Origin of the sequence: Ephemeroptericola cinctiostellae, from assembly GCF_003339525.1 — a bacterium.
Classification (GTDB): Bacteria; Pseudomonadota; Gammaproteobacteria; order Burkholderiales; family Burkholderiaceae; genus Hydromonas; species Hydromonas cinctiostellae.
The window spans coordinates 668649-693776 of the sequence record NZ_CP031124.1; the positions used below are offsets into that span (position 1 = coordinate 668649).

The 25128-nt window shown below is 47.0% G+C and carries 23 protein-coding genes; 9 read left to right on the forward strand and 14 right to left on the reverse strand.

Features of this window, described 5'->3' with window-relative positions; genetic code table 11:
- Nucleotides 1-63 precede the first annotated feature (63 nt).
- The 5 genes from tatC (at nt 64) to glgX (ending at nt 5196) form a co-directional block, all read left to right on the forward strand.
- Nucleotides 64-852 carry a twin-arginine translocase subunit TatC gene (gene tatC, locus DTO96_RS03235; protein WP_114562186.1) on the forward strand — a complete coding sequence of 263 codons (789 nt, stop codon included), beginning with the start codon at nt 64-66 and terminating at the stop codon, nt 850-852.
- Between the two features lie 48 nt (nt 853-900).
- The gene (locus tag DTO96_RS03240) at nt 901-1446 is read left to right on the forward strand and encodes an HD domain-containing protein (RefSeq protein WP_114562187.1); all 546 of its coding nucleotides are present in this window, start codon (nt 901-903) and stop codon (nt 1444-1446) included.
- Nucleotides 1447-1794: 348 nt separating this feature from the next.
- Nucleotides 1795-2463, forward strand: coding sequence for an orotate phosphoribosyltransferase (gene pyrE / locus DTO96_RS03245; RefSeq protein ID WP_114562188.1), 669 nt, complete (start codon nt 1795-1797; stop codon nt 2461-2463).
- 51 nt (nt 2464-2514) lie between these two features.
- On the forward strand, nt 2515-3099 hold the full coding sequence (gene nudK / locus DTO96_RS03250; RefSeq protein ID WP_114562189.1) for a GDP-mannose pyrophosphatase NudK: 585 nt from the start codon (nt 2515-2517) through the stop codon (nt 3097-3099).
- A gap of 15 nt (nt 3100-3114) precedes the next feature.
- Entirely contained in the window at nt 3115-5196 is a 2082-nt protein-coding gene (gene glgX / locus DTO96_RS03255) for a glycogen debranching protein GlgX (protein WP_157964310.1), read from the forward strand.
- A gap of 118 nt (nt 5197-5314) precedes the next feature.
- On the opposite strand, the gene DTO96_RS03260 is transcribed toward glgX, so the two are convergent.
- Complete coding sequence (locus tag DTO96_RS03260; protein ID WP_114562191.1) at nt 5315-5728, reverse strand: polyhydroxyalkanoate granule-associated phasin; 414 nt, start codon at nt 5726-5728, stop codon at nt 5315-5317.
- Nucleotides 5729-5970: 242 nt separating this feature from the next.
- Here DTO96_RS03260 and DTO96_RS03265 point away from each other — a divergent pair, with 242 nt between their 5' ends.
- From DTO96_RS03265 to DTO96_RS03280, 4 genes are all read left to right on the forward strand, one after another.
- A complete protein-coding gene (locus tag DTO96_RS03265) occupies nt 5971-7530 on the forward strand; it encodes an ABC transporter ATP-binding protein (RefSeq protein ID WP_225972549.1) in 1560 nt (519 codons plus the stop codon).
- 118 nt (nt 7531-7648) lie between these two features.
- The gene (locus DTO96_RS03270) at nt 7649-8749 is read left to right on the forward strand and encodes an ABC transporter permease (protein ID WP_114562193.1); all 1101 of its coding nucleotides are present in this window, start codon (nt 7649-7651) and stop codon (nt 8747-8749) included.
- Nucleotides 8749-9720, forward strand: coding sequence for an ABC transporter permease (locus DTO96_RS03275; protein ID WP_114562194.1), 972 nt, complete (start codon nt 8749-8751; stop codon nt 9718-9720). Before DTO96_RS03270 ends, DTO96_RS03275 begins: the two co-directional genes overlap by 1 nt.
- Nucleotides 9721-9789: 69 nt before the next feature.
- The gene (locus tag DTO96_RS03280) at nt 9790-10929 is read left to right on the forward strand and encodes a BMP family ABC transporter substrate-binding protein (protein ID WP_114562195.1); all 1140 of its coding nucleotides are present in this window, start codon (nt 9790-9792) and stop codon (nt 10927-10929) included.
- A gap of 366 nt (nt 10930-11295) precedes the next feature.
- On the opposite strand, the gene DTO96_RS03285 is transcribed toward DTO96_RS03280, so the two are convergent.
- The 13 genes from DTO96_RS03285 to DTO96_RS03345 all read right to left on the reverse strand — a co-directional run bounded on the left by DTO96_RS03285 (nt 11296) and on the right by DTO96_RS03345 (nt 25058).
- A complete protein-coding gene (locus DTO96_RS03285; RefSeq protein WP_114562196.1) occupies nt 11296-12078 on the reverse strand; it encodes a sulfotransferase family protein in 783 nt (260 codons plus the stop codon).
- A 15-nt stretch (nt 12079-12093) separates the two neighbouring features.
- Nucleotides 12094-13245: an SGNH/GDSL hydrolase family protein gene (locus DTO96_RS03290; protein ID WP_114562197.1), complete on the reverse strand. Its 1152-nt coding sequence runs from the start codon at nt 13243-13245 to the stop codon at nt 12094-12096.
- Nucleotides 13246-13267: 22 nt separating this feature from the next.
- A complete protein-coding gene (locus tag DTO96_RS03295) occupies nt 13268-14143 on the reverse strand; it encodes a WcbI family polysaccharide biosynthesis putative acetyltransferase (RefSeq protein ID WP_114562198.1) in 876 nt (291 codons plus the stop codon).
- Nucleotides 14144-14151: 8 nt separating this feature from the next.
- Nucleotides 14152-14886, reverse strand: coding sequence for a glycosyltransferase family 2 protein (locus DTO96_RS03300; protein ID WP_225972550.1), 735 nt, complete (start codon nt 14884-14886; stop codon nt 14152-14154).
- Nucleotides 14883-15215 (reverse strand): cupin domain-containing protein, encoded by a 333-nt coding sequence (locus tag DTO96_RS03305; protein ID WP_114562199.1) that lies wholly within the window; start codon nt 15213-15215, stop codon nt 14883-14885. The genes DTO96_RS03300 and DTO96_RS03305 overlap by 4 nt, the downstream gene beginning before the upstream one ends.
- Nucleotides 15212-15547, reverse strand: a complete 336-nt coding sequence (locus tag DTO96_RS03310) for a nuclear transport factor 2 family protein (RefSeq protein WP_114562200.1) — start codon at nt 15545-15547, stop codon at nt 15212-15214. The genes DTO96_RS03305 and DTO96_RS03310 overlap by 4 nt, the downstream gene beginning before the upstream one ends.
- Entirely contained in the window at nt 15547-16272 is a 726-nt protein-coding gene (locus DTO96_RS03315) for a glycosyltransferase family 2 protein (RefSeq protein WP_114562201.1), read from the reverse strand. The genes DTO96_RS03310 and DTO96_RS03315 overlap by 1 nt, the downstream gene beginning before the upstream one ends.
- Nucleotides 16269-16904, reverse strand: a complete 636-nt coding sequence (locus tag DTO96_RS03320) for an HAD family hydrolase (protein ID WP_114562202.1) — start codon at nt 16902-16904, stop codon at nt 16269-16271. Before DTO96_RS03320 ends, DTO96_RS03315 begins: the two co-directional genes overlap by 4 nt.
- Complete coding sequence (locus tag DTO96_RS03325) at nt 16897-17529, reverse strand: PI-PLC domain-containing protein (RefSeq protein ID WP_114562203.1); 633 nt, start codon at nt 17527-17529, stop codon at nt 16897-16899. The genes DTO96_RS03320 and DTO96_RS03325 overlap by 8 nt, the downstream gene beginning before the upstream one ends.
- A complete protein-coding gene (locus DTO96_RS03330) occupies nt 17530-19242 on the reverse strand; it encodes a hypothetical protein (protein WP_114562204.1) in 1713 nt (570 codons plus the stop codon).
- A 75-nt stretch (nt 19243-19317) separates the two neighbouring features.
- Nucleotides 19318-20874 (reverse strand): Ig-like domain-containing protein, encoded by a 1557-nt coding sequence (locus DTO96_RS03335; RefSeq protein ID WP_114562205.1) that lies wholly within the window; start codon nt 20872-20874, stop codon nt 19318-19320.
- Nucleotides 20855-21625 carry a sulfotransferase family 2 domain-containing protein gene (locus tag DTO96_RS03340; RefSeq protein WP_114563901.1) on the reverse strand — a complete coding sequence of 257 codons (771 nt, stop codon included), beginning with the start codon at nt 21623-21625 and terminating at the stop codon, nt 20855-20857. Before DTO96_RS03340 ends, DTO96_RS03335 begins: the two co-directional genes overlap by 20 nt.
- Before the next feature lie 148 nt (nt 21626-21773).
- Nucleotides 21774-25058, reverse strand: a complete 3285-nt coding sequence (locus DTO96_RS03345; protein ID WP_114562206.1) for a glycosyltransferase — start codon at nt 25056-25058, stop codon at nt 21774-21776.
- Between the last annotated feature and the right edge of the window lie 70 nt (nt 25059-25128).

A 25128-nucleotide genomic window follows, 5' to 3' on the forward strand; every position in this document is an offset into this window, starting at 1 on the left:
GGTTGCTTGGCCATCATCACCCGATCCTATTTATTCTTTGTTATTCCCTCTTTTTAGCCCTTCATGACCAACACCATCCTCCCTCCACCCAAACCACACGCTGATACCGAAGTTGATTCATTGACGGGGTGGATGTCGCATCTGGTCGAACTGCGTGAGCGCCTTGTTAAAAGCGCATTGGCGGTGCTGGTGGTGTTTCTTGTCTTGCTGTATTGGCGCAATGACATTTTCACGATGTTTTCCAAACCCATGATAGACAGTTTGCCCGAAGGGGCACGCATGATTTCGACGGAAGTGACTTCGAATTTTTTTGTACCGTTGAAATTTGTGCTGTGGGTGTCTTTTGTGCTGGCTTTACCCGTCGTCTTGCATCAAGTGTGGGCATTTGTGGCACCTGGTTTGTATCAGCATGAGAAACGATTGGTGATTCCCATCATTGCATCCAGCTATGTTTTGTTTTTGATTGGCTCGACATTTGCTTATTTGTTTGTGTTCCCGACGGTGTTTAAATTTATGGCTGCGCTCACGCCACTTGGGGTGGAAATGGCGACAGACATTGACAATTATTTGGGCTTTGGTTTGACCATGTTTTTGGCTTTTGGTTTGACTTTTGAAGTGCCTGTGGTGGTGATTGTTTTGGTTCGATTGGGCATTGTGACTTTGCCCCAATTGCGCAGCGCGCGCCCCTATGTGATTGTTGGCGCATTCATCGTTGCGGCGGTGGTGACGCCGCCCGATGTGGCTTCTCAGTTGTTGCTGGCAGTGCCTTTGGTGTTGTTGTATGAAGTGGGTTTGTTTTTTGCCCGCTGGGTGACGCCCAAAGAAGCATCAACAGGGCTGTCCGTTGAGTGAGGTCTGGTTTGATGTTTGGTGTGTTTGAACATGTATTGAGGTCTGGGTATGACATTTGCACTCATATTAAAAGCGGCATCGTTTGCTGCGGAAAAGCACAAGCAGCAATGGCGCAAAGACCTTGATGGTTCGCCGTACATCAACCACCCATTGGCTGTGGCCGCTTTTTTGACTGAAGTGGGTGGTGTTTCGGATGCGCATGTCATCTGCGCTGCATTATTGCATGACACGATTGAGGACACGCAGACCACGGTCGATGAGTTGATCTCACAGTTTGGTGATGCCATAGCCCGCATGGTGTTGGAGGTCAGCGATGATCCTGCATGGCCAAAAGCGGAGCGCAAGGCTTTACAACTGGCCAAAACGCGCACGCTCAGCCATGAAGCGCATTTGATTAAATTGGCCGATAAGTGGTGCAATGTGCGTGACATCATGCATGCAGCGCCAGTGTGTTGGAATGACGCCCAACAAGCCGAATATGTTCATTGGGCGGCGCAAGTGGTTGATGTGGCGCGCCCTGCCAATGCGGCCATGGCGTTGGCTTTTGATGCGTTGTATGCGCAATTTAAGTTGAATAAAGTGCGGGGAAGTTGAAAAATAATGTTTCTCGTCCCTTGAGTTAAAAACTGACTCAGAAACTGCATCAAAAACGGAATCAAAAACGGAATCAAAAACGGAATCAAAAAAATTATCAGGAAAACCCTTATAAAAATTGAACACAATCAAGTCAATGATTGGGAACACAAAATGGTTGAGAACACACCTTTACAGTGCTCATCCCTTGAATAAATCGATTTATTTTGATTTATTTTGATCTGTTTGAATCAGGTGGACTCATTCCACGTTTTTCCAAACCATGAGAGAAAATGAAAAAGGCATGAATCCATTTTTTATGTTTCTCTGAACACCATTTGTTTATCTTTATTTTTTAGAAAGTTCAGTATGTCTGTTGCACAACAATTCATTCAATTTGCCCTTCAGCAAAACGTTTTGCGTTTTGGAGCGTTCAAAACCAAAGCAGGTCGTTTGTCACCGTATTTTTTTAATGCGGGTTTGTTTTATGATGGCGCGAGTTTAAACCAGTTGGCGAACAGTTACGCCGACGTTTTATTGGCCAAACGCGCAGCAGGATTTGAGTTCGATGCTTTATTTGGCCCCGCGTACAAAGGCATCACATTGGCGGCTGCGACGGCGATGGTGTTGTCACAAAAAGGTGCGAACGTACCTTACGCGTACAATCGCAAAGAAGCAAAAGACCATGGTGAGGGCGGTACTTTGGTTGGGGCGCCATTGGCTGGACAGCGCGTGGTCATTGTTGACGATGTGATTTCAGCAGGCACATCGGTGCGTGAGTCGATGGACATGTTGCGTGCAGCGGGTGCGACCCCTGTGGCGGTGTTAATTGCTCTGGATCGCATGGAAAAGAGTGGCACTGCGGACAATGTGGGCGAGCACTCAGCGGTGCAAAACGTTGAAAAAGAGTATGGCTTACCTGTGTTTTCCATCGCCAATTTGGCTGATTTGATGGTCTATTTGGATGGCAATGACTCAACTGAGTTGATGGAATATCGCCCGCAAGTGGCGGCGTATCGTGCCAAATATGGTGTTTGATTGTGCTGTACGTTCCAATTGAATCATTCAACTGAATAAATAAAGACCAACATGTCAAATCATGCCGTCAATATCCTAAAAACAGAACTGTTGTCCGATAATTGGTACACGTTGAACAACGTCACATTTGAATTGCAAAAAGCCGATGGGACATGGGAAAGGCAATCCCGTGAGGCGTACGATCGAGGCAATGGGGCGACCATTTTGTTGTTCAATCGTGTTCAGAAGACGGTCATTTTAACCCGTCAGTTCCGCATGCCCACTTATTTGAATGGCAATGATGATGGCCTGTTGATCGAAACGTGTGCGGGTTTACTTGACCAAGATCATCCTGAAGTGGCGATTAAACGCGAAGCCGAAGAAGAAACGGGTTATCAACTCACACACGTCAGTAAAGTATTTGAAGCCTACATGTCACCAGGCTCCGTCACGGAGTTGATTCATTTTTTTATCGCGGAGTACGATGGCAGCATGAAGGTCAGCGAAGGTGGCGGCCACGCGCATGAGCAGGAAAACATCGAGGTGCTTGAGCTGCCTTTTTCTCATGCATTGGCCATGTTGGCCGATGGTCGGATTCGCGATGGAAAAACCATCATGCTGTTGCAGTATGCGCAGTTACATGACTTGCTGGGTTAAATGGATGCAAACAATATGGATTTTTTAATTAAAAATGGTCAGCCCAGTCCCCTTGGTGTCAGCATCGACGATTGGGGCATCAATGTCGCCGTGCTTGCGCCCAACGCAGCGGCGATTTATTTTTGTGTCTTTGATGTCAATGAGCACGAGGTGGCGCGGGTGCTCTTGCCCGCGCGAACGGGTGATGTGCATCATGTCAGCATCGGTGCGTTGGAGATTCCTTCGGCAGGCTTGTGGTACGGCTTGCGTGCGGAGGGTGAGTACAACCCCAGCGTGGGTTTGTTTTATGATCCCAATAAACTGTTGGTGGATCCCTACGCGATTGAGTTGAACCGTTCGTTTGTATACGATGAGGTGTTGTCTGAACCGAAATCGGCGGGTGTTGATACAGCACCTTGGGTGCCGAAAGCCATTTTTCGCCGTGAGCAAGCTGATGAAGGTGCCGGTCAGAATGATCAAAGCCACCTGCTGCGGTTTGATGCGATGCACCCCGTATCAACACCACCCCAGTTCATTTATGAGCTGTCGGTCAAAGCATTCACGCAGTTACATCCCGATGTGCCTGAACATGTGCGCGGTACGGTGGCCGCATTGCGCGAACCATGCGTCATTGAGCACTTGTTGACATTGGGTGTGGACACGCTTGAGCTGATGCCGATTGCGGCGTGGGTCAATGAGCGGCATTTGGTTCATTTGGGGTTGCACAATGCATGGGGTTACAATCCCGTGGCGATGATGGCGACTGAGCCACGACTGTGTCCAGGTGGCTGGCGTGAGTTGCGTGATACGGTGGCTGCATTGAAAGCGGTTGGCATTCAAGTGATCCTTGATGTTGTGTTCAATCACACGGGTGAAGGCGATGTATTTGGCCCCATTTTGTCGATGCGTGGTTTGGATAATCGATACTATTACAAACACAATGATGGTTTTCAACTCATCAACGACACAGGGTGTGGCAATACGATCGCTTGTGAGCGCGAGGGTGTGGTGCAATTGATGATGGACACCATGCGCCATTGGATATTAAAAACCGGGGTGGCGGGCTTTCGCTTTGATTTGGCAACGGTCATGGGGCGCTTACCGACGGGTTTTAGCAATCAAGCCCCGTTGTTGAGCATGATGAAAAATGACCCCTTGTTGTCTCAGGCGCTGTTGATTGCCGAGCCGTGGGATGTGGGGCCTGGCGGCTATCAATTGGGGCACTTTCAATCGCCGTGGCTGGAGTGGAATGACAAATACCGCGATGATGTCCGCCGCTATTGGCAAGGCCAGCCCAATGCGTTGGGCGGCTTGGCCACTCGTTTGTCGGGGTCGAGTGATGTGTTTGCGCACGATGGCCGCACACCCAAAGCCAGTGTGAATTTTATCGCCGCGCACGATGGGTTTTGCCTGCGGGATGTGGTGTCGTACAGCCACAAGTACAATCAAAACAATGGCGAACAAAACCGCGATGGCAGCAACGACAACCACAGTTGGAGCCATTGCGTCGAAGGTGAACTGCCTGATGATGCTGATCTTGTGGCCATTCAACAGTTGAAAGACAATCGCATGCAGGACATTCGTGCGTTGTTGACCATGCTGTTTGTTTCGCAAGGCACGGTGATGTTGACGGCAGGCGATGAGCTGGGTCGGACTCAGCGTGGCAATAACAATGCATATGCGCAAGACAATGAAGTCACATGGATTGATTGGGTGAATGCGGATCAATCATTGATTGGATTTGTGGGGGGATTATCTGCCTTGCGTCGGAGTTTAAGGACGCTGCATTTTGACCACTTCCTCACAGGTCAGATGGAGGGCGATGCGCGTTTGGCCGATGTGCATTGGTGGCGCACCGACGGACAGGAAATGCAAGTGGGTGATTGGTACAGTGGCAGCCGTTGCCTTGGTCTGTCCTTGTATCACGACGGTGAAAGTGTGTTGTTGTGGTTTAATGCGGGATTCGAGGCTGTTCCCCTGACTTTACCTGCGCCTCATGCGGGCTGTGAATGGCGATTGGCTTGTGACAGCCATACGGCACAACTGGGCGGCGATGTGGATGAAAAGGCCGCTGTGTTGGGTGGGCGAAGTGTGCAGGTGTGGTGTGAATTGTGCTGAGCTGAGCGAGCATTGAGAAAATGCAGTTGGCTGAGGTTCCGCGCCCGATTAAACGCCACTCAGTTGAGTGGCGTTTAATCATTTGTACTCCGGTTTTTTAGGCCTATTTGTGATTTTACTATTTGCTCAAACGTTTCGCATTTGCTTTCACGCGACTGCTGATGGGCTGAAGCCCTTTGTTCATCATGTTGAACTGAGAGGTCAACAGGTTTTGCCCTAAGCTTTGCATTTGTCCCATTGACATGGCTTTTGCGGGTGAAAAAGGTGTTGGCATTAAGCTCGGAACCATGCGGGTCAGTGCAGAAAACATGCTTTGCTGGGCTTGTACCGATGCCAAGCCCATTGCCCACCATGACTCATAAAATGCAGATACTTTTTCAAGGATCATTTTATTGAACTCTGGTTGGTCTTTCCCGTTTGGGCTGTAGCCAGGGGTCATCATTTGGCCGACGCGCTGGGCGATGACTTGAGGGGTTGATGTGGCGATGTCGAAGGCTTGGCGTTGTAAATGTTGTGCTTTACGGCTGTTCATGGTGTGGAGTCCTATTGAGGGGGCTTTATGTGATCCGAGGCCAATAACGTGATTGATGCATAAATGGTTGACATAAAGTGTGTGGTTTATAAGCATCGAGGCAAGCTCTCATTTGAGTGGCTGAGTGATTATCATGCCATATATAGTCACGTTTTGGTAAAATAGCGTTTTTTAAATGGCATTTGCATGGCAATTGAATGTAAATGCAGCCCTTTATTCTCTTCTGCGCGACACAATCTCATATGACTGCACGATTAAAACTCACGGGTATGACCAAAGCGTATGGCCGTATGCGAGCCAATGACGCTGTTTCTCTTGAGGTGAAACCCGGTGAAATCCATGCGGTGCTGGGCGAGAACGGTGCTGGTAAATCCACATTGATGAAAATGATTTATGGCGTGACCGCCCCAGACCATGGCGTGATTGAATGGAACGGTCAGGCGGTGACCATCAAAAGCCCAAAAGATGCACGGGCTTTGGGCATTGGCATGGTGTTCCAGCATTTTTCTTTGTTTGAGACGTTGACTGTTGTTGAAAACATTGCTTTGGCGATGGATGGCCACATCCCGATGGATGAGTTGTCCAAGCGCATTGTTGAGGTGTCTGAGCAATATGGTTTACCCATTGCACCACAGCGTTTGGTACACCACCTGTCTGTTGGTGAACGTCAGCGGGTTGAAATCGTTCGTTGTCTGTTGCAAAAGCCCAAATTGCTGATCATGGATGAGCCCACCTCTGTGTTGACCCCGCAGGCGGTTGAAACCTTGTTTCACACCTTGCGCCAGTTGGCGGCAGAAGGCTGCAGCATTGTGTACATCAGTCACAAACTCGATGAAATCCAATCCTTGTGCGACCGTGCGACCGTGTTGCGTCATGGCCAAGTCACGGGTGAATGTTCGCCTAAAAATGAAACAGTGGAACATTTGGCGCAAATGATGATTGGCCAGACGCTGCCGCAGTTTGAACACCGTCATGGGCCATTGGGCGAAGTGCGTTTGCAGGTGAATCAGTTATCGGTGCAAACGGACGATCCTTTTGGGGTGAGCTTGGCGGATGTGAGTTTTTCTGTGCATTCAGGTGAGATTTTGGGCATTGCAGGCATTTCGGGCAATGGGCAAGCCGAGTTGTTGGCCGCTTTATCGGGTGAGCGCACCAGTGCACCGAGCATGGTGCACATGTTGGGGCAGGATGCAGGGCATTTGCGCCCGATGCATCGCCGTCAGCTGGGGCTGGGTTTGTGTTTTGTGCCAGAAGAACGCTTGGGTAAAGGGGCGGTGCCTGCGATGAGTTTGGTTGATAACACCTTGCTCACGGCGTATTCCTCAGAGGAGGGCATGTTGAATAAAGGCATGATGCAAAAGCAAGTGATCCGTGATTTTGCCAAGCGCTGCATCAGCCGCTTCAAAGTCAAATGCGATGGCCCTGATGCCGTCGCCAGCAGTTTGTCGGGTGGCAATTTGCAAAAATTCATCATGGGTCGTGAAATCATGCTCGCACCCGCCTTGATGGTGGTGGCGCAGCCGACGTGGGGGGTGGACGTAGGAGCTGCTGCGTTTTTGCGCCAACAGCTGTTGGATTTGGCTGCACAAGGGGTGGCCATTGTGCTGTTGTCTGAGGAGCTTGAGGAGATTTTTCAAGTGGCGGATCGCATCGCGGTGTTGGCGCAAGGGCGATTATCACCTGCGGTGATGATTGACAGCACGACACCCGATCAAATTGGCGTGTGGATGTCGGGCTTGTTTGATGCAGGCACATCCCGTGCGCCATCCGACTCACAGGGGCATCAGGTGAATGTCGCTTGATGTCATCGATGCCATCGATGTGCAAATAAAGTGAATGAGCATAAGTGAATGAACATGGGTGAATGAACATAGGTGGTTGAGGAAAGCATGATTAAAATAACAGCATTGGAAAGACAACATGGGTTTATCGTTTAAATTGACACCACGCGACGTGCCGTCGGTCAAAATGCAAGTTTTGGTACCGATTATGGTGACGGCCTTGACGTTGTTGTCTGGTTTGGCTGTCTTTGTTGCGATTGGTGTGGACGTTGGTGATGCATTCACAGCGTACTTTATTGAGCCATTGTCTACCCTGAATGGGGTGGCGGAATGGTTGCTCAAAGCTTTGCCTTTGTGTTTGATTGCCTTGGGCTTGGCGGTGGCGTACCGAGCCAATGTGTGGAACATTGGTGCAGAAGGCCAATTGGTCATGGGCGGTGTTTTTGCCACCAGCACGATGGTGCTGTTGCAGGGCACGGTGCATTCGGGGGTGTTGGCGGTCATCATGGTGTTTGCGGGTGTGTTGGGTGGCATGCTGTGGGCGGGTTTGGCCGCATGGATGCGCACGCGCTTCAATGCGAATGAAATTTTAACCACTTTGATGTTGGTGTATGTGGCGCAAAGTGTCTTGCAATACGTGCTGGTGGGCTCCGCCGCTAGCACCGCTGTTTTACAAGATCCGAATGGTGCTGGTTTTCCGCAGTCCGCCACATTTCCGTTGGAGGCCACTTTGCCTTTATTGGCCTCATGGATGACGCTGTTTGAGGGCACCCGTTTGCATGTGGGGATTTTTCTGTTGTTTTTGATTGTGCCCGCCTTTTGGGTGCTGATGAACAAAAGCTTCATTGGTTATCAAATGCGTGTGGCGGGTTTAGCACCTGCTGCGGCCAATTATGCGGGGTTTAGTGGAAAGCGTTTGGTGTGGTTGGTGATGCTCATCAGTGGCGCAATGGCGGGCTTGGCGGGTGCGCTGGAATTGGTCGGACCTGTGGGTCAGTTACAAGACTCTTGGCGGCCTGGCTATGGTTTCACTGCAATCATTGTGGCTTTTCTTGGGCGTTTGAATCCGATCGGCATTGTGCTGGCATCTTTGTTGATGGCATTGTTGATGCTGGGGGGGGAGGCGTTGCAATTGGCGATGTCATTGCCCAAATCGGTCAGCAGTTTGTTTCAAGGCCTGCTGTTGATTTTTCTGTTGGGGGCAGATGTGTTGGTGAACTACCGTGTGAGTAAAAAATAATGGACATTTTTTTAACCAGTTTGATTGCCAGCGTGTTGCTCGCCGCCATGCCGTTGGTGTTGGCGGGCATGGGCGAATTGATCACCGAAAAAGCAGGTGTGCTCAATTTGGGTGTGGAAGGCATGATGTTGATGGGCGCCGTGTCGTCCTTTGCCGTCGCGTTGTGGTCTGGCTCGGCGTGGCTGGGGGTGCTCGCGGGCGTGTGCGTGGGGATGTTGTTTGCGGCTTTATTTGCCTTTTTAGTGGTGCGTTTATTGACCAATCAAGTGGCAACGGGTTTGGCTTTGACCATTTTGACCACAGGTTTGTCGGCTTTGCTGGGGATTAAGTTTGTTGGGCAATCTGTGACGGGTTTCACCGCCTTGCCGATTCCTTTTTTAGCCGATGTCCCTGTGCTTGGTGAGGTGTTTAAGCAATCGTTGTTGGCCTATCTGTCGATTGCATTGGTGGTGTTTTTGGCGTGGTGGTTGTATCACACCCCATCGGGTTTGTTGCTGCGCGCGGTGGGTGAGTCACCCAATTCAGCCCATGCGATTGGTTTTGATGTGGTCAAGGTGCGTTATGGCGCAACAATTTTGGGGGGTGCGCTGTCGGGGTTAGCGGGGGCATTCATTTCACTGGTGCAGTTCAAAGCATGGCAAGAGGGCATCACAGGCGGCGTCGGCTGGATTGCGGTGGCTTTGGTGGTGTTTGCAACATGGCACCCGAGCCGCTTGATTTTTGGTGCACTCCTGTTTGGCTTGATGCGCTCGATGGGTTTTGCCGTGCAGGCGGCCAATGCTTCGGTGCAAGACATTTTGGATCACAGCGCTTCATTCGCAAGTGGTGTGCTTGGGTTTTTGACCAATGCACAGGTGTTGAATGCGCTGCCTTATATGGCCACTGTGGTGATTCTGTGCTGGATTTCGCGCGATTGGCAAAAAATTAAATTGAATGCACCCGCATCATTGGGGCAACCTTACAATGGTTGATTGAAAATGTGTTGGTGTTCACGCTGTGGATGTTTTTAAATTTTAAACGTTACTTGAAAGGTAAACGATATGTTACGTAAAACCCTAAGCTTTGCTGTGGCGACTTTGGCGGCGGCAACTTTAATCGCATGCGGTGGCAAGAAAGAAGAAAGCAAACCCGCAGCTGCACCCGCAGCCGATGCCAAGCCTGCTGCGGCTGGTGCAAAAGAAGTCAATGTGGGCTTCATCTATGTGGGCCCTGTCGGTGATGGTGGTTGGACGTTCGCACATGACAATGGTCGGAAAGCGATGATCGAAAATTTAGCCAAAGAGGGCATCACGGTCAAAACCACACAAGTCGAAAGTGTGCCTGAAGGCGCGGATGCAGAGCGTGTGATTCGCGATTTGGTCGCTAAAGGCAACCAAATCGTCTTCACCACATCTTTCGGCTACATGGATTCAACATTGAAAGTGGCTCAGAGCTCACCCAAAACATATTTTTACCATGCGACAGGTTATAAAAACGCGCCCAACATGGGCACTTACGAAGCACGCACGTATGAAGGCGCATACTTGGCCGGTGTGACCGCTGGTAAAATGAGTAAAACAGGTGTACTCGGTTTTGTGGCTTCGATTCAGATTCCTGAAGTGATTCGTAACATCGATGCCTTCACTTTGGGTGCGCGCAGCGTCAATCCAGCGATCAAAACCAAAGTGGTCTTTACGGGCTCATGGTTTGACATGAACAAAGAACGTGCCGCCGCAGAAACTTTGATTGGCCAAGGTGCGGACGTCTTGATGCAAAACACAGACTCGTCAGCCGTGCTTAAAACAGCTGAAGAAAAAGGCAAAATGGCGTTCGGCTGGGACTCAGACATGAGTGCCTACGGCCCCAAAGCGGCATTGGCATCGTCGGTCATCAAGTGGGGCGATTTTTATACCAAAGCGGTTAAAGGCGTGGTGGATGGCAAATTCAACAATGCCAACCAATGGAAAGGCGTTGCAGATGGCTGGGTGGATTTGGTCAGTATGAACGCATCCGTACCCGCAGATGTCAAAACGTTTGTTGATGGCAAAAAATCCGAGCTTGCTAAAGGTGGCAAAGTGTTTGTCGGCCCCATCAAAGATCAATCAGGTGCAGAAAAAGTAGCCAAAGGTGCTGAATTGAGCGATGCCGATTTGAGTAAACTTGACTGGCTGGTCGAAGGTGTTGAAGCGAAATTGAAATAATTGATGTTCATCGTTTAGCCTCAATTCATTGCTTGTTCAATGTTAAAAAAACCACCGACAGGTGGTTTTTTTATGAGACATCCTTTACCCGTCATTGGCAATTGATGACGCCCGTCGTTGACATGCTTGAGGGAATCAACCCCATTCGGGTCATAAAGCATTCAACCGCAAGTGTGCATTGATGGTTTTTAAAGTAGTAAAGCATGTGTTGATGATGCCGTTGAACTCGAAGCGGATGGACTCACAAGGCATCCATGTGATGCATTCAGGGCAATTGACTTGGCTCAATACTCACACTCAATGCATGGATTTCATGACCCAGCGCTTTGACGAGGGGCATTGCAATGCCCCTGATTTTTAAAGTGTTCAACCCATGTCAATCTCGGCTTGCTCACACAATGTGCTGTATAACTGTAAGACGGATGGAGGGCAGTGTTTTTGTAGGTCATCTAAGGTGACCATTTGGTGATGCCTGTAACTGGGTTTGATGAGGGTTTGTAATGTGGATTCTTTTATTTTCTGTGCCTCCCAACCCAGAAAGCGCGTGAGTCGGAGCAGCTCTTTTTGAGGGTCAATAAACCAGGAGTCGTAATGGGTCACGACAAAAGATCCTGCGTGCACGTTATTCAGCAGGTTGCGGTTGTATCGCTCCCATAAATCTAAACCAAAGGGTAAAGAGTTGTTGTTGCGTGCACGAATCGACTGCGCCACTGCGAGAGGATTGCGCACGCAGATGACATGCTTCATGTCTGGCATTAAAGAGTGCCAAAAAGGCAGAAAAAAACATGTCCGTGGATCTTTCCAGCCCCATGCTTGATGTTTGTTTTGCTCTGAACTGATTTTTTTACATGTGCTGATTGCTCGGGATCTCAAATCAGACATCGATTCGGCATGCTGCCAATTGTCTGAAAATGTGGGCTCGAAGTCCCAGCCGCCATGATGCTGTTGCAGTAATGCATTGTGAATCCAAACAATATCCAAATGTTCATAAAAACCATCGGGGTTGTCAGGCTTTGCGGGCATGAGTTTTTCTTCAGAGCCAAGCCACAGGCCCGCATGAGCGAGCAGTTGAGTGACCATTGATGTGCCTGATCTGTGCATGCCCGTAATCACTGTTGCGGGTACCAATTTGAAGTCTGTGAAAGACATCTTTTCTCCCTGTTTTTACTGCATAGCCCATGCTGCGATGTGATCCGCAATGGTTTTTCGGGTTGCCGTTGTGATTGGATGAACTTTATCTGGCAAGTAATCCGTGAGGTTTTGTGATTGAATATTTAAATCAGTGGTTAGATTGAAAAAAGGCAGGTGCCACTGTTGTGCCAGGCGATAGATTGCGGTGTTGATGTTTGCAATGGAGCCATCATTTCGGCCGCCCGTCCATTCTGTTGGTGGGGTCATGAGAATGAGTGTGGGTTGCGCACCACCGTAGCGTGCATGCATATGGTAAATGTCATTGATGATGAGGTTGTAAGCATCAAAAAATTTTGATTTGTCATATGTGACCATGTGACTGTGGCCGAGATCTTGCCCTTTAAAATGGCTTGAATCGAGGTTAATGGTCGCCACATCGCCAGTTATTTGTTGAATTTCTCCCGTCCAGAAATCCATTTGAGGGATGCTGGGCGTTCTTAGTGTGATGTCATCGTTGACCTGCAGTTTGTGATCCTGTGGGAGTTTGATTTTGGTTGTGAAGCCTTTTGTGATGGACAGCACTTCTATGGACGATGGGGTTAGCGTGCCCAAAGCACTTTCACGGTCTTTGGGGTTGATGGTTCGGTCGTTGTGCCCGTGATCGATGACAACCACATCGTAAGGCGATTGCTCCCAAAAAGAGTTAATTCGATATTCGTAACTCATTTGTATGGGATTGGTGGCCTTTTTACACGAGAGGTCATAGCTGCTGCTTCCATCGTCAGGGCGTGCGGCTTGTATTTTTTCTGAAAGCTCTCGGTAGGTTGCAGACAAGCCTTTGGGGGTGTTCCATGCTTGTGCACAAGACTCATCGACATCCTTTTCAAACCATCGGATGTGGCTGCCTGAGAACGCATTGTTCGTCACAGTACAGCCCATGTGTTTACAAAACTGTTCTGGATAGCCGTCAATCCCGACCCCTTGGTGTGGGATCGATGTGCCCAGCCACAACACCCGTTTGCCGGACCAATTGATGTGTGGCGGGGGGCTGCTTATGAGCGCGTCATGGGCTGTGGGTGTTTCAATTGCAAAGCTTGTGTCGTAAGGTAAGGGAATCAATAAAAAAAAGAACAGTCCTTTTTTTGCGCATGATTGGCTGATTGCCCCCAAAATGCTTGATTTCATTGCATACCCCTTGTTTAACAACTTAACGTTTAAGAAAAGCATGCACACGATCTGAATGGTGATCATAAAGTGCATAGTAGGCTTCGACCAGTTCGGGTAGCTGATAGCGGTATGGGCCACTGTACTTGATTGGTCCATCCGTGGGCTGCTCAAACTTTAAGCCTTGATAATACGCCACTTCTGTGCACTCAAGTTGAAGGTGGGCGTGCGAATAAGCATTGGATGGCAGTTGAAAAGGTCCCAAATATTCGGGCCGTTTTGCAAGATTCACCTCTGGCTTCGGAAAGCCAAGTTGAGTCACAATGCGTTTGGCATATTCAATCAACAAGTCATTGACGGGGTGATTCATCACATGGAACAGTTTGCTCACTGACTGGTGCTGTTCAATGAAATCAACAATCGGAATAGACGTTTCAGCCTCTCTTCGCTTTAACTCAAGCAGCGACTGTTCGGGGACCCCGGTAAAAAATGCTTGGTTATATTCGACACTTAAACAGTTTCTGATGCAGTCATCGATGCCAATGCCATCGCCCCATGATTGGACAATGCTTTTTAAATGGTAGTCTCCCAAGGGGCCACCCAATGTGCCCCCTTGTAACCTGAGGTACATGATCTCAGGGTTGTAGCCCGCATAATAAAGGTTCACTATGGACATGACTTTGTCGCCATATTGTTCACGCAAGCGATTCGTTGTCACAAATTGACAAGGGTAGTTTGTCGCAACCTGCTGGGCAATGATGACATCCGCAGCTGTTAAGGCTTCTGAATATTCCGCCTCTTGTTCATCTTTGATGAGGTGGACAATGCCCATTGAGGAAACCTCAATGTCAGGCTGAATTTCTGTCAGCAAGGTCGCAAGTGGACGTGCTTGGCAGTTGGCGAGAATCGCAACTTTCATATGGTGTCCTATTGTTTCAAACCATGACGTAAATAATCATTTAAGTCATCAGGCGTGCCTATGCCATGCATGCTTTTAAATGGAATGTTGTAAATGCCTATTTTTTTACCTTCGTTTATGGCGTAGTTGTAAGTGGGGCAGGTATAAAATTCATTATTGACCCGATCATTTTCAACCACCATATCAATGGTCGCATTTACAAAGTCACTGCCTTTGGTGTAAAAGTAAATGCCAACAGTGGCATACTGTGAAATGACTTTTTTTTCTTTAACTTCAGTCACCAAGCCGTTGTCATCTGTTTTTGCAAAAGACCACTTTGGATCCTTGTGTTCATCAATGAATGTGAGGATGGAGCCATCAAGGTGACGTTCTTGGCAATCGCTGATGAAATCACCGATGTTGATGTCAACAATCTGGTCTGAATTTGCAATTAGTAACGGGGCATCATTGTTAATGTACTTTCGAGCGTACAGCACAGTACATGCAGTTCCTTCGGTTAGCTTTTCAACGGGCACAAAAACAGCATTAAATTCTGCTTCGATTTGCTGGACGAGGTCTTTTTCTCTATCCATGTGCTCTTTGCGTGCGATTAAAACATATCGAGCATTTGGGTGAGCCAAATTCTCTAGCACCCGTGTGATCATCGGCTTTCCAGCAACATCAATAAATGGTTTTGGTTTTTCGTAGCCTGCGCTTGCGAATCGGCTGCCTTGGCCTGCCATTGGAATTACGATGTTAATCATTTGTTTAATTCTCCTAAATATTTGTCGTTGTTGGCTCCTGGAAACTTAACCACTGTGCATACTGTGTTTTCTAAGGCTTCAAAATCGGTTGATTCGCCAGGTTCGATGACAATAATGTCGCCCTTCGAGTATTCTAATCCATTCATTTTTACTCGGCCGCTGACGACGACGGTGATTTCAGTTGCTATTTTATGGTAATGCCTGCCTTCAGAGTCACCTTTGAGGTACTCTTTCACCGCGACTTCCACATCATTGGTTGCTAACAATGTGGGGGTAAAGTTACCCACAAACCATCCTTTAACCATGTCATTTAGTGTTGCTGTTTTCATTTTGGAATGTCCAAGTAAGCACGAAGTTCGATCATTTGTCCCATGTCATTCCAGTCTATGATGTCTGTACCCGTTAGGACTTGATGATCAAGTGTTAATACAAACTCAATAATTGTCGTCATGTGATCTTGATAAATATTTTTGGCAACAAAACTTAGTTGTGTACAAGAGTTGAAAATATTTAAAATGGCTGAAAGTGCATCCTGTTTGCCCTGTATGCGTTTGACAACAGGATCTTCCAAAACAAAATCATGGGTCAATAGTTTTGCAATGCCATCAATGTCTTTGGCATTGAACAGCGCAATGTACTGTTGCGTGAGTTGGATTGACATTATTGTTGGTCTCTTTCAAATTCATGTATTTTTGAAGGGGTGTAAAAAGTATGATAACGGTCGTTGGGGATTGAATAAGTGGTCATTTTATTGTCGCTGAGTACCATTTCATTGACAACGGGGGCAATGAAAAAATGGCCATTGACGCTGGCATCTTTTTTAATCATCTGCATCGCTGAGCTCACAAAATCACGCCCTTGTGAGAAATAGTAAAAGCCCGCAATTGCATTTTTACTGATGGGGCGCTTCTCGGATGTTTCTGTGATTGTGCCTTTAGAGTCAATGCGTGCATAGGACCACCTAGGATGTATCGATTCAAAGCATACAACGCCGCCTGAGTGGGTCTCGAAATGTTTAATGGCGTCTTTCAGGTCAACATCAAATATTTGGTCTGCATTCGAGATAATCAATGGGGTGGCATTGTTGATGTGTTCGATTGCCAATAAGGCGCTGCATGCGGCACCCCTTGTTTCACGGTTGATTTTAATGATTGTGCAAGTATGATTGGTCAGTAAACCCAAGATATTGTCTAAATGAAATTTTTTACAATCATCCTCATTAATTATAAAAATAAATTGAACCTCGTCTGCAATTTTTGATAAATTATTCAAAACATGCTCAATCATGGTTTTTCCATTGAATTCAATCAAGAATCGTGGATAAGGATATTCACTTTCTGGGAAAAACTGATTTTTTGCAGCCATTGGAATTAAAATGTTGATCATTGTGCTGCCCCTTCAAATGTGCGGATATGATGTTGTATGTTGTCATAATTGACATCTTCTACCGCATTAACAATCATGACATGAGCACCGCTGGCTCGAGCCGCTTTAATGCCATTTTCATTGTCTTCAACAATCATGCATTCGCTTGGAGTCAAGCCCATCTTGGCGATTGCTTTGTTATACATCTCAGGATTTGGTTTGCCGTGCGTTACATCTTGATTTGAAACATAAAAATCAAGGTATTTATCAAGAGACGCTTTTTGCATCATGATTTCAATTGTATTCAGAATGGAGTTGGAGCATACCGCCATCCGGTAACCTTCTGTTTGAAGTTTCGATAATGCATACTCATGATAAAACCTTGGCTTACATTGAGCGTATACAATCTCCATGGTGTATTGTTGCTTCATGTCATTGATGAAGTTGTGCAGTCCAATGGGTAAGCCTCTTTCCATTGTCAGCATTTCAAGCTTTTTCTTGGTTGGAAGCCCATCATAGGTAATCAAGTGATCGTAACGGCTGATTTCCATACCAAAAAGCTGCAATGCATTGTTAAGCGCTTCATAGTGCCAATCTTTTGCTTCAATTAGAACCCCGTCCATATCAAATAAAACGGCTTTAATTTTAGTCATTAAAAAACTCCTCTGCTGTTTCTGGAAAATCTGTGCAAATCATTAAATTGTTAATTCCTAGTTTTTTTTCAATTTTTTTGTAAGAGGCCCACTCTTCTATGTAATCGCGCTTATGCAAATCGGGTGATACGATGCACATGTGTTTGCCGTGATTGATGTGTGAGCTAATTGTATTCTCAGTGATCCAATGAGAGTGGAACTCATCCAGCCAAACCCCCGATGCTTCTTTATAGAAAGAGGGGCTGGTTTCATACTCACTTTCACGGGTGTATGTGTTTATGTTGTGCTTTAGGTATTGCAATCCATCGGGGACGGACATGTCAAATACAAAATAGTTTTCAATGTTGAATAGGCTCAACATGTCTTTTAACTTCTGTTGCAAGCCATCTGATTTGATGTTTAACGCAAGAGGGGCGGTGCAGCCATGTTTATTATAAATTTCGAAAAAAGACGAGGCTTGTAGGCAGGAGCTGTTCGCGATGTCGTGAGAAATGACCAATTCGCCATTGAAATCGCGGAGGTCTGTTTCAGTCCCAAAGCCCAAGGAAAATGACCTCTCAAATGCAATGGCTTGGTTCTTTTCAGATTCATTTTTCCAATAGCCTCTGTGCGAAAGTACTTTCATTTATTTCTCCAAAATCAAATCTTTTTGTACGGCAGAAAGCAGAAGTCGGTCAACATCATCCATTCTGTTTGCCGAGTCAATCTGTAAACATTTTAATATGTCGGTTGCAGGTAACGTTAAGTTTATCAGTGGCGGGAATGTCATGTTGTCGATTCGACCGATTGACTTTCCGGACATCCATAACCGATATGCAATCGAGCTGTGGGGGCGTAAGGGTAGGCCGCCAGGTAAATGTTGGGCTTTAAAAAACTCTGCACTTTTCCAAGATGAGGTGTAAATGTCCATGGTTTCTTTCGAACCCAACGCAAATTGATCCCCAACAACCATTTTAACCGTTGAGTGCAGCCTCAATCCACCATCAAGAAAAACATGGTTGTGCTTTGCTGATGATAAAACCTGCTCCCAATCAATCGCAGCGGTGCAGTGTATGGGTCTATCTGGACGAATTCGAATCACATAGTCGTAATCGGATGTTTGCATGGCCAACTCATGGCAAGCATGCATTTTATAATACATTTTTTGAAAGTTATTTAATGTTGAAAATGGAGGTTGGCTGTCGTCTTCGATAACCACATGTTCCGTGCCATAAAAGTTGCGTAAGCCATCGGGTGAGGCCTGTGTGGGGTCCTTGAGCTTTGCGAATAACGATGGATATTTTGTTTTCATGCCATTAAGGTCTGTTGCCATCAGTGCATTTTTATAGGCATCAGAAAAACAGCTTGGAAATACGCGTTGTGCATGCGACAGAATCGGCTCTCTGTAGCCACCAACATCCAGCCATGTGTGGACAAAGATGTCGGGAGAGAGGTCCTTGATGAGGGTGTCTTTTAAACTTTGAAATGCTTGTTGATAGCCTCGCAATTGACCTGAAATACAAAGAGCAATTCGAGGTTTTTTAGGGCTTGGAGGTGCAGAAGAGGCTGATAATAGATTGTCAAAATTAAATGCAGACAAGTGTTTATTCACCAAATGAAAGGATGCTGCTTTTGCTTTGTCAAATGGTGGTTTCATCTCATCTTCAGACTGAGCGAGTTGATTGAGTAAGGTGGTTGCCTGATGTCTTGTCAGTTTTTGTTGGTGGATGTCATTTAATATTAAAAGGCTAAAAATGTTTTCGGTTGAGTGCTGCTTGTTTTGATTGAAGCATTCGAACACAACGTCATAACCAAACAATTCTTTAGCTGAGTTGTGAAATACACAAACTTCTTCAAAAGTATAGCTGTTGAGGTTGTCAGTCAAAAAGCACTGGGCTTGCTCTTTCCAGTCATCCAGTTGCAGTAAAAAAATGATTTGGCACAGATTTTTGCTTAAGGGGCGCTGTTCCAATTGGGCTCGGGTGAGCTTTGCCAATGACGGTTGAATGGTGTTGAAATGCGAGCGGTTGACGATTTTTAGCTCTTCAATGACCGAGGGGGTCTCTTCTGCTTCCAAGAGATAGGATATGGACTCAGGCATTTCGATTGCATCGGGCATGTAAACAAATGCTTTTGCGATTTTGATCTGATTGCTGTGCTCAACCGAGTGTTGTCTCAGCAATTCCCAAGCAGCAAGGGCTTTTGCCCATTTATTGCTTGCAATGGTGCTTTTGACGTACATGCTGAGTAATTCTGGGTTGGGTTCAGGTGATGAGGCCGTGTTTTCTAAGAGGTTTTCTAATTGCGAATATTGTTTTTCTTGCATTAAGCGAGCTGCTTGCTCATAAATGTCACTCATGTGGCTCACCTGTTGAATTGTATGTCATGAATTAAATCAGTGTGTGGTCGTAAAGTATGGTGTAAAGATACATGGCTATTGGGTTAAACAAGTGCTGTGTGCTGAGCCCACACGTATGCGGCTTGAGTCGCTTGCCATGTTTTCTGTTGAGTCAAAAGCACGAACCTCCAGCGTGTGTGTTCCTGTGCTGACTTGATCAGGATTTAGCTTGATGACATAGGGGTACGTGTTTGTCGTGCTCACCCGTTGTTTATCTAAATAGAATTCTATTCGATTGATTGTGTTGCTGTTGTCGCTGGCTGACACGTAGATGGGGGTTTCACCAGAGAGCAGGGCACATTCCAGAGGTGAGGTGATGACGACATGAGGAGGGGTCGTGTCTCTTTTTGATGATGGCTGTGGATTGATGCCATTGTTCGTTTTGCGCAGTGCACCAATTAAGTCGTTTGCAATTCCTGGCTCAAGGCTGTAGGCGTCATTTTTTGTCGCATGCGGTTGGTACGTGTTTTTTTGATACAGTTCCCAAACCCACATGGCACTGTATGGGATGTTAAGCGCAGTGATGCGATCCATCATTTGGATGGTGTAGGCATCTGGATTTGCTTGAAAGCTTGTGTCGCCAAATTCGCCGACAAACAAAGGTTTTCCAATGGCATCTGCATATTGTTTTGTCAATGTTAAAAGGTCTGTCACATTTCTTTGGCCAAAACGCACGTTGTTCGTGTTGTTATATAAATGCACGCTGATGATGTCGCTATGGGCATTGACATCTTCTAAATTTTTCTTAAACTGTGCCGCAGAATCGCTTTTAAAATCGGTTTTTCCTGTCAGCCATTCAGGTGCTGTACGCATGTGCTCGGCCGCAGGACGTGGGATGGAAAACCCAGATGATATGGGGTGGGTTGTGTCCAGTTGATGAATGGTATGAGCCACATTGCGAGTGAACTCGATCATTTCATCGGTTGTGAAATTGGCTTTGGGTGCGCACAGTTCATTGGCGCTCTCTGTTTTGCAACGGGCGACATTGTCGAGATCCGCCAGATTGTTGAGCTCATTTGAAATTTCATAGAACAAAATGGTTTTTCGCCCTTTGTAACGCTCTATAAATTGAGTCATGTAACGTTGAGCCAAGCGGTACGATTGAGAGTTTGGATTGGTCAGCAGGTCATGGGCTGTTTCGTTGACCATGGCTGGAAATTGATGAATGTTCCAAAAAAAAGTAAAAATGCCTTGAATGTTGGCTTTGTCTAAATCATTCATCATGTCATCCATGTGCGACCAATACGTTTGTGGGTCGCTGATCCATGAGCTCAGATCGCTGGGACGGTTGTAGGCGGAGGGTGCGAATCCTGTGATGGCGATTCGCATGTATGTCACTTGGGCGTCTTGGGCATCGGCAATGGCTTTTTTGGCCATGGCGGTGGTCACTTTTCTGTAGTTGTCGCTGCCATCGCCACCGCTGGCTTTTCCTGTGTATTGCATGGCTAAATCGAACTTGTTCAGTCCGATGCCCATACTTTTGGCTTCTGTTGAGGTGTGCCAAAAGGGGATAAGCAAGCACACCCCCAAAAGTGCTTTGATTGTTGCACTTTTGAGGTGAGCGGAGATGGAGTCAATGTTCAGGTGTTTCATTGGCGATGCTTTTTGCGAGCGCTGCGTTATACAGTGCCATGTCGGCTTCGTTGGCGATCAATAGTTTTTGAAACACTTCGTCCCCGATTTGGGACTTGATTTCAGCAATACGTGCCTCAATGGGCTGAGAAAGATCCCGGGACACATTTTTTTCAACGGGCTTCAAGTTCATGTTGCTGAAGCCTTTTGTTTCTAGCCATGCATCGAGTTGAGTGAGTGAGTCGCCAAACCGTTCGACAATACCAACAAACGGCAGTTGTTCGATCGCACGCAGCGCACGAGTCAGGTCGTCCCCAGTGTTTGTTGGAAACATTCTGGCGAAGTTTGCGACATGGAAGTTGCGGCATTGGAAATCGTGTGGGAGGGACAGCCGTGTCTCAATGTAGCCTGCAAGCGTTGTGTTGCGAGCCAAAACAGAGCCAAAGCCGTTGCTGCCTTGTTTGCGTTCAAAGCTGTATGCTGATGCAATGCGATCCAGCGGATGGCGCACAAAAATGACGGGCAGCACTTCAGTTTGTGCCACTTGAGCGGTCGGTAGGTGGGCTGTGTGCGATGAAAAGCACAATGCCTCGGGGTTGGACTCGATCCAACTTTTGACTTCTTGTCGGTTAATGGCATGCTGACCTGAGAATTCTTGGGTGACCCATTTGTCTTTAAAATAGTCAATCAATAAGGCGTCAAGTGATGTGCCTGCATTTTTAAACAGGTGATAGTGAAAAATAACAGTGCGTTTTCCTGCTTGGTGTTCCATGTTGTCCTCAATAAATGTTAAGCGCGTGGAGTGGGTTGAATTTTTAAATATGGTGTTGTCAAACAACATCCGTTCAAAAATATGTTGCCCATAACAAAATGCAACGGAAAAGCCGGTTCATGCTTTTCCGTGCCTTGGCTTCCCTTGCTTATAGTGTTCGATAGATGTCAACCGCTTCAAATGCCGTTCTCATGAGTTCGCGCCCCACTTTGAAAGAGTAGTGTTGATCTGTGAATTTTTGGGCATTGATGCTCATTTCATTCCATGTGCTTTCATTTTGGTACAAACGCGCTATTTCATCGGCCCATTCGTTCGGATTTTTAGCAATGATACAATCGAGCCCACTTCTGACGCCCGTGCTTTCCGCTGCAACTGGAGACAGCACCGTCGGAATACCGTGTGCGAGTGCCCCCAGAACTTTTCCTTTGATCCCTGCGCCGGTCAATAGAGGGGCAACAAAAATTCGATTGGTGTCATATACCTCATCCACAGCGTCGACGTATCCGACTATATTGATGTCATCCGTAGCGAGTTGTTCGATGGTTTTTGGCACGCGTGATCCATAAACGTTAAACACAACATTGGGTAGCTTTTTCCGCAAGATGGGCATCACTTCGCGGATGAAATATTCAACCGCTTCAGCATTAGGTGGATGGCCATAGCCGCCAAGGAAGGCAATACCATTGCGCTCCTTGAAGCTTGGGACTTGCTCGGCTGGGCGACTTTCAACCACCCAAGGGCATTTTACAACATTGCTGCTGCCCAAATTGTGGCTGACGATAACCGCATGTTCAACGTCATTGTATGAAAGAACCGCATCCACACGGCGCATGACTTCAAGCTCATCATTGCGTGTTTGTAGTGCTTTTTGCATGGATTCTTGCGATTTATCGCTCAATGCCACGCGCAACTCTCTTAAAAAGTGCAAATCACAGTTGTTGAATAAAATTTTGGCTTGCGGTGCATGCGTGCGGATTTTGTCAATGATGTCTTTGGCGACAGAGTAGCGGGTGATGTACACCACATCAAATTCACCGCCTCGTTTTTCCAAAAGTTCGTCAATGGACAGGTAAAAAGGAGCCACAATGGTCTCGATCCCCAAACGATTGAGGTCTTCATCATAATGCCCCATATACGCGAGGTTCAATGGCGCGAAAGACACTTTGTAACCCAATGATTGAACCAGTCGCATTTCTTGAACGGTTGCGTAGCTGCCTGCATCAATGTCTGGTTTTGGGATTTGATAGTCAATGAACAGGGCGCGACCAAGGATGCCTCGGTCTTTTGCCAAATCAGGGTTTTTACCTTCTTCTCCATTCGCATGAAGAGAGTTGGTCCATTTGCGTTTAAATTTAGGTCGATTGATTTCTTGATAACGTTTCAGGCCGGTTGTTGTCTTCACATCCGTGCCGTTAGAAATGCCTTCAAAATGGTAAACAATTGAGTTTGAAACGAAATATGTTTTTAGGCCGATGTCTCGTACTTTGAAGCACAGATCGGTGTCTTCAAAGTAGGCGGGGGCGAATTCATCGCTTAGGCCGCCAACCTGATCCCAAACGGTGCGTGGTAACATCACTGCCGCGCCAGAGAGGTAGTCTGCTTGGCGTGTATAGCAGTATCGAGAGTCCCAAGGATTGGCGAGGCGACCGTAGTTCCACGGATTGCCATTGTTCCAAACAATCCCACCCGCTTCTTGCAAGCGACCATCGGGGTAGAGCAATTTTGAGCCTGCCATGCCAACTTGCTCAAAATTGTCGAAAGCCAATAGCAATTCATCAAGCCAACCAACCGTGGGCTCGGTGTCGTTATTTAACAGCACCAAGTACTTGCCTCGCGCATGGCTTGCGCCCAGGTTGCAAGCCCTAACGAATCCTTGAGCGACTTCATTTCGGCAATAGGTCACGTTGGGTGCAAGCGTTGGCAAATCTAAGGTCTCGTCATTAGAACCATCGTCAACCACCACCACTTCAAAGTTTGTCTTGTTTGTCGCAAAGAGCAGCGCGCACAAGCAAAAATAAGTGACGTTGAATTTATTGTGGACAGGAACAATGACTGACACATGCGGGGCTTCAACTTTAGGAAAGTCCAAGGGTTGAAATTTTTTGATGCGACCGAAGCCACCTTCAAGAATTTGGTGTAAATAAGGCAAGCGAGCCAGCCGAGCGATTGTTGCATTGTCCGTCGAACCTTTGGCTAAGGCTTGTTGAAATGCCGTGAGTTGTTGTTGAAGTGCGCGGTAACGGAATGTGGCGGATGGTGCCAAATAAGAAGGAAAAGGGGGGTTTGAATACTCTTGAAGTGCAGACCACGGGGTCAGCTGCATGGGGAAAATCTGAACATCACGTCCCAGCGTTTTTAATCCCGACTGATCCCTGACCTCAATATAATGCACTTGCCCATCGCAGTATTTTTTATCGATAATCACTCGACAGTGTTTATTGATATTTGCATCGCCAGGGATGCTCTCTACGAAAACACCGTCAATGACGATGTTTAAATCGTCGCTGTATCCAAATACTTGAATGTTAACGGCGTTCCCTTCCAACGTTGAGACGATGACTTTGACATTGTCACAAGAGTCCAGTGCCAAGCTGTCGATAACAGGCCCGTTTGCATCGTTTAACGCTTTGATTTCCAAATGAGACGCATCGGCCACCAGCTCAGGCGCGATGCGTACAGAATATAAAATATTGCTGTTCTGAGAAAGCAGTTTGAGCAGAAATGACGCTTTGCTTGTCCGAGGCGTCCATTCTATATCTTGTGTTTTCGAGGTTTGAGCAAAAAACAGATGTGTGAGGAAAATGACCGCACTGACATCTGGTGTTTTTGGGTCTGGATTGTGCGAGGTTAATTCGATGGTGAAGGCGGCGCTTGAAGCGTTTAAAGGCATTTTAATGGCGGTGTCAATGGATTGGTAGCCACTGATTTGCAGGCCGCCCACATGTTTTCCAGTGATCTGTTCAACATGTTTGCTGAGCATCTTGCCGTTGGCATCGAAAATAGAAACAATCACTTCGGCTTGGCATCGGTGGGATGCAAATTTGCCTGAAAAGAGGTAGTTCATCCCACCAATAACGGGGAGTGAATCACCAAAAACAGGATCGGTATACCTTACCTGAGCTTTTTTTGTGGAACGGCCAATTTCGATGAATCCAGTGTGTCCTTCTGCCAGTGTCCAATCTGCATTGATGTCTTTACCTACACCCACGCCGTTGGTGTTGTCCACCACTTGCCAAGGGTTCAGGTTGTTGGAGAAATCACCATTGTCCAGCAGATTCAGCTGCGCCAACAAGTTTTTAGGTCTCGCCTTAGAAGGTTGAAGCTTAAAGAAATGATCGCCACATTTGAGGCCGTAATACTGTTCAAACATAGGCATTTCACTTGAAACGAGAATCTCGCCTTCAATTATTCCTAAAATTGCTGCTGTACTCATTCAAAATCTCCGAAATGTATATGAATTAAATGCTGTGTTGTTAGAGTTTTTTAGACGTCTAAATTTTACA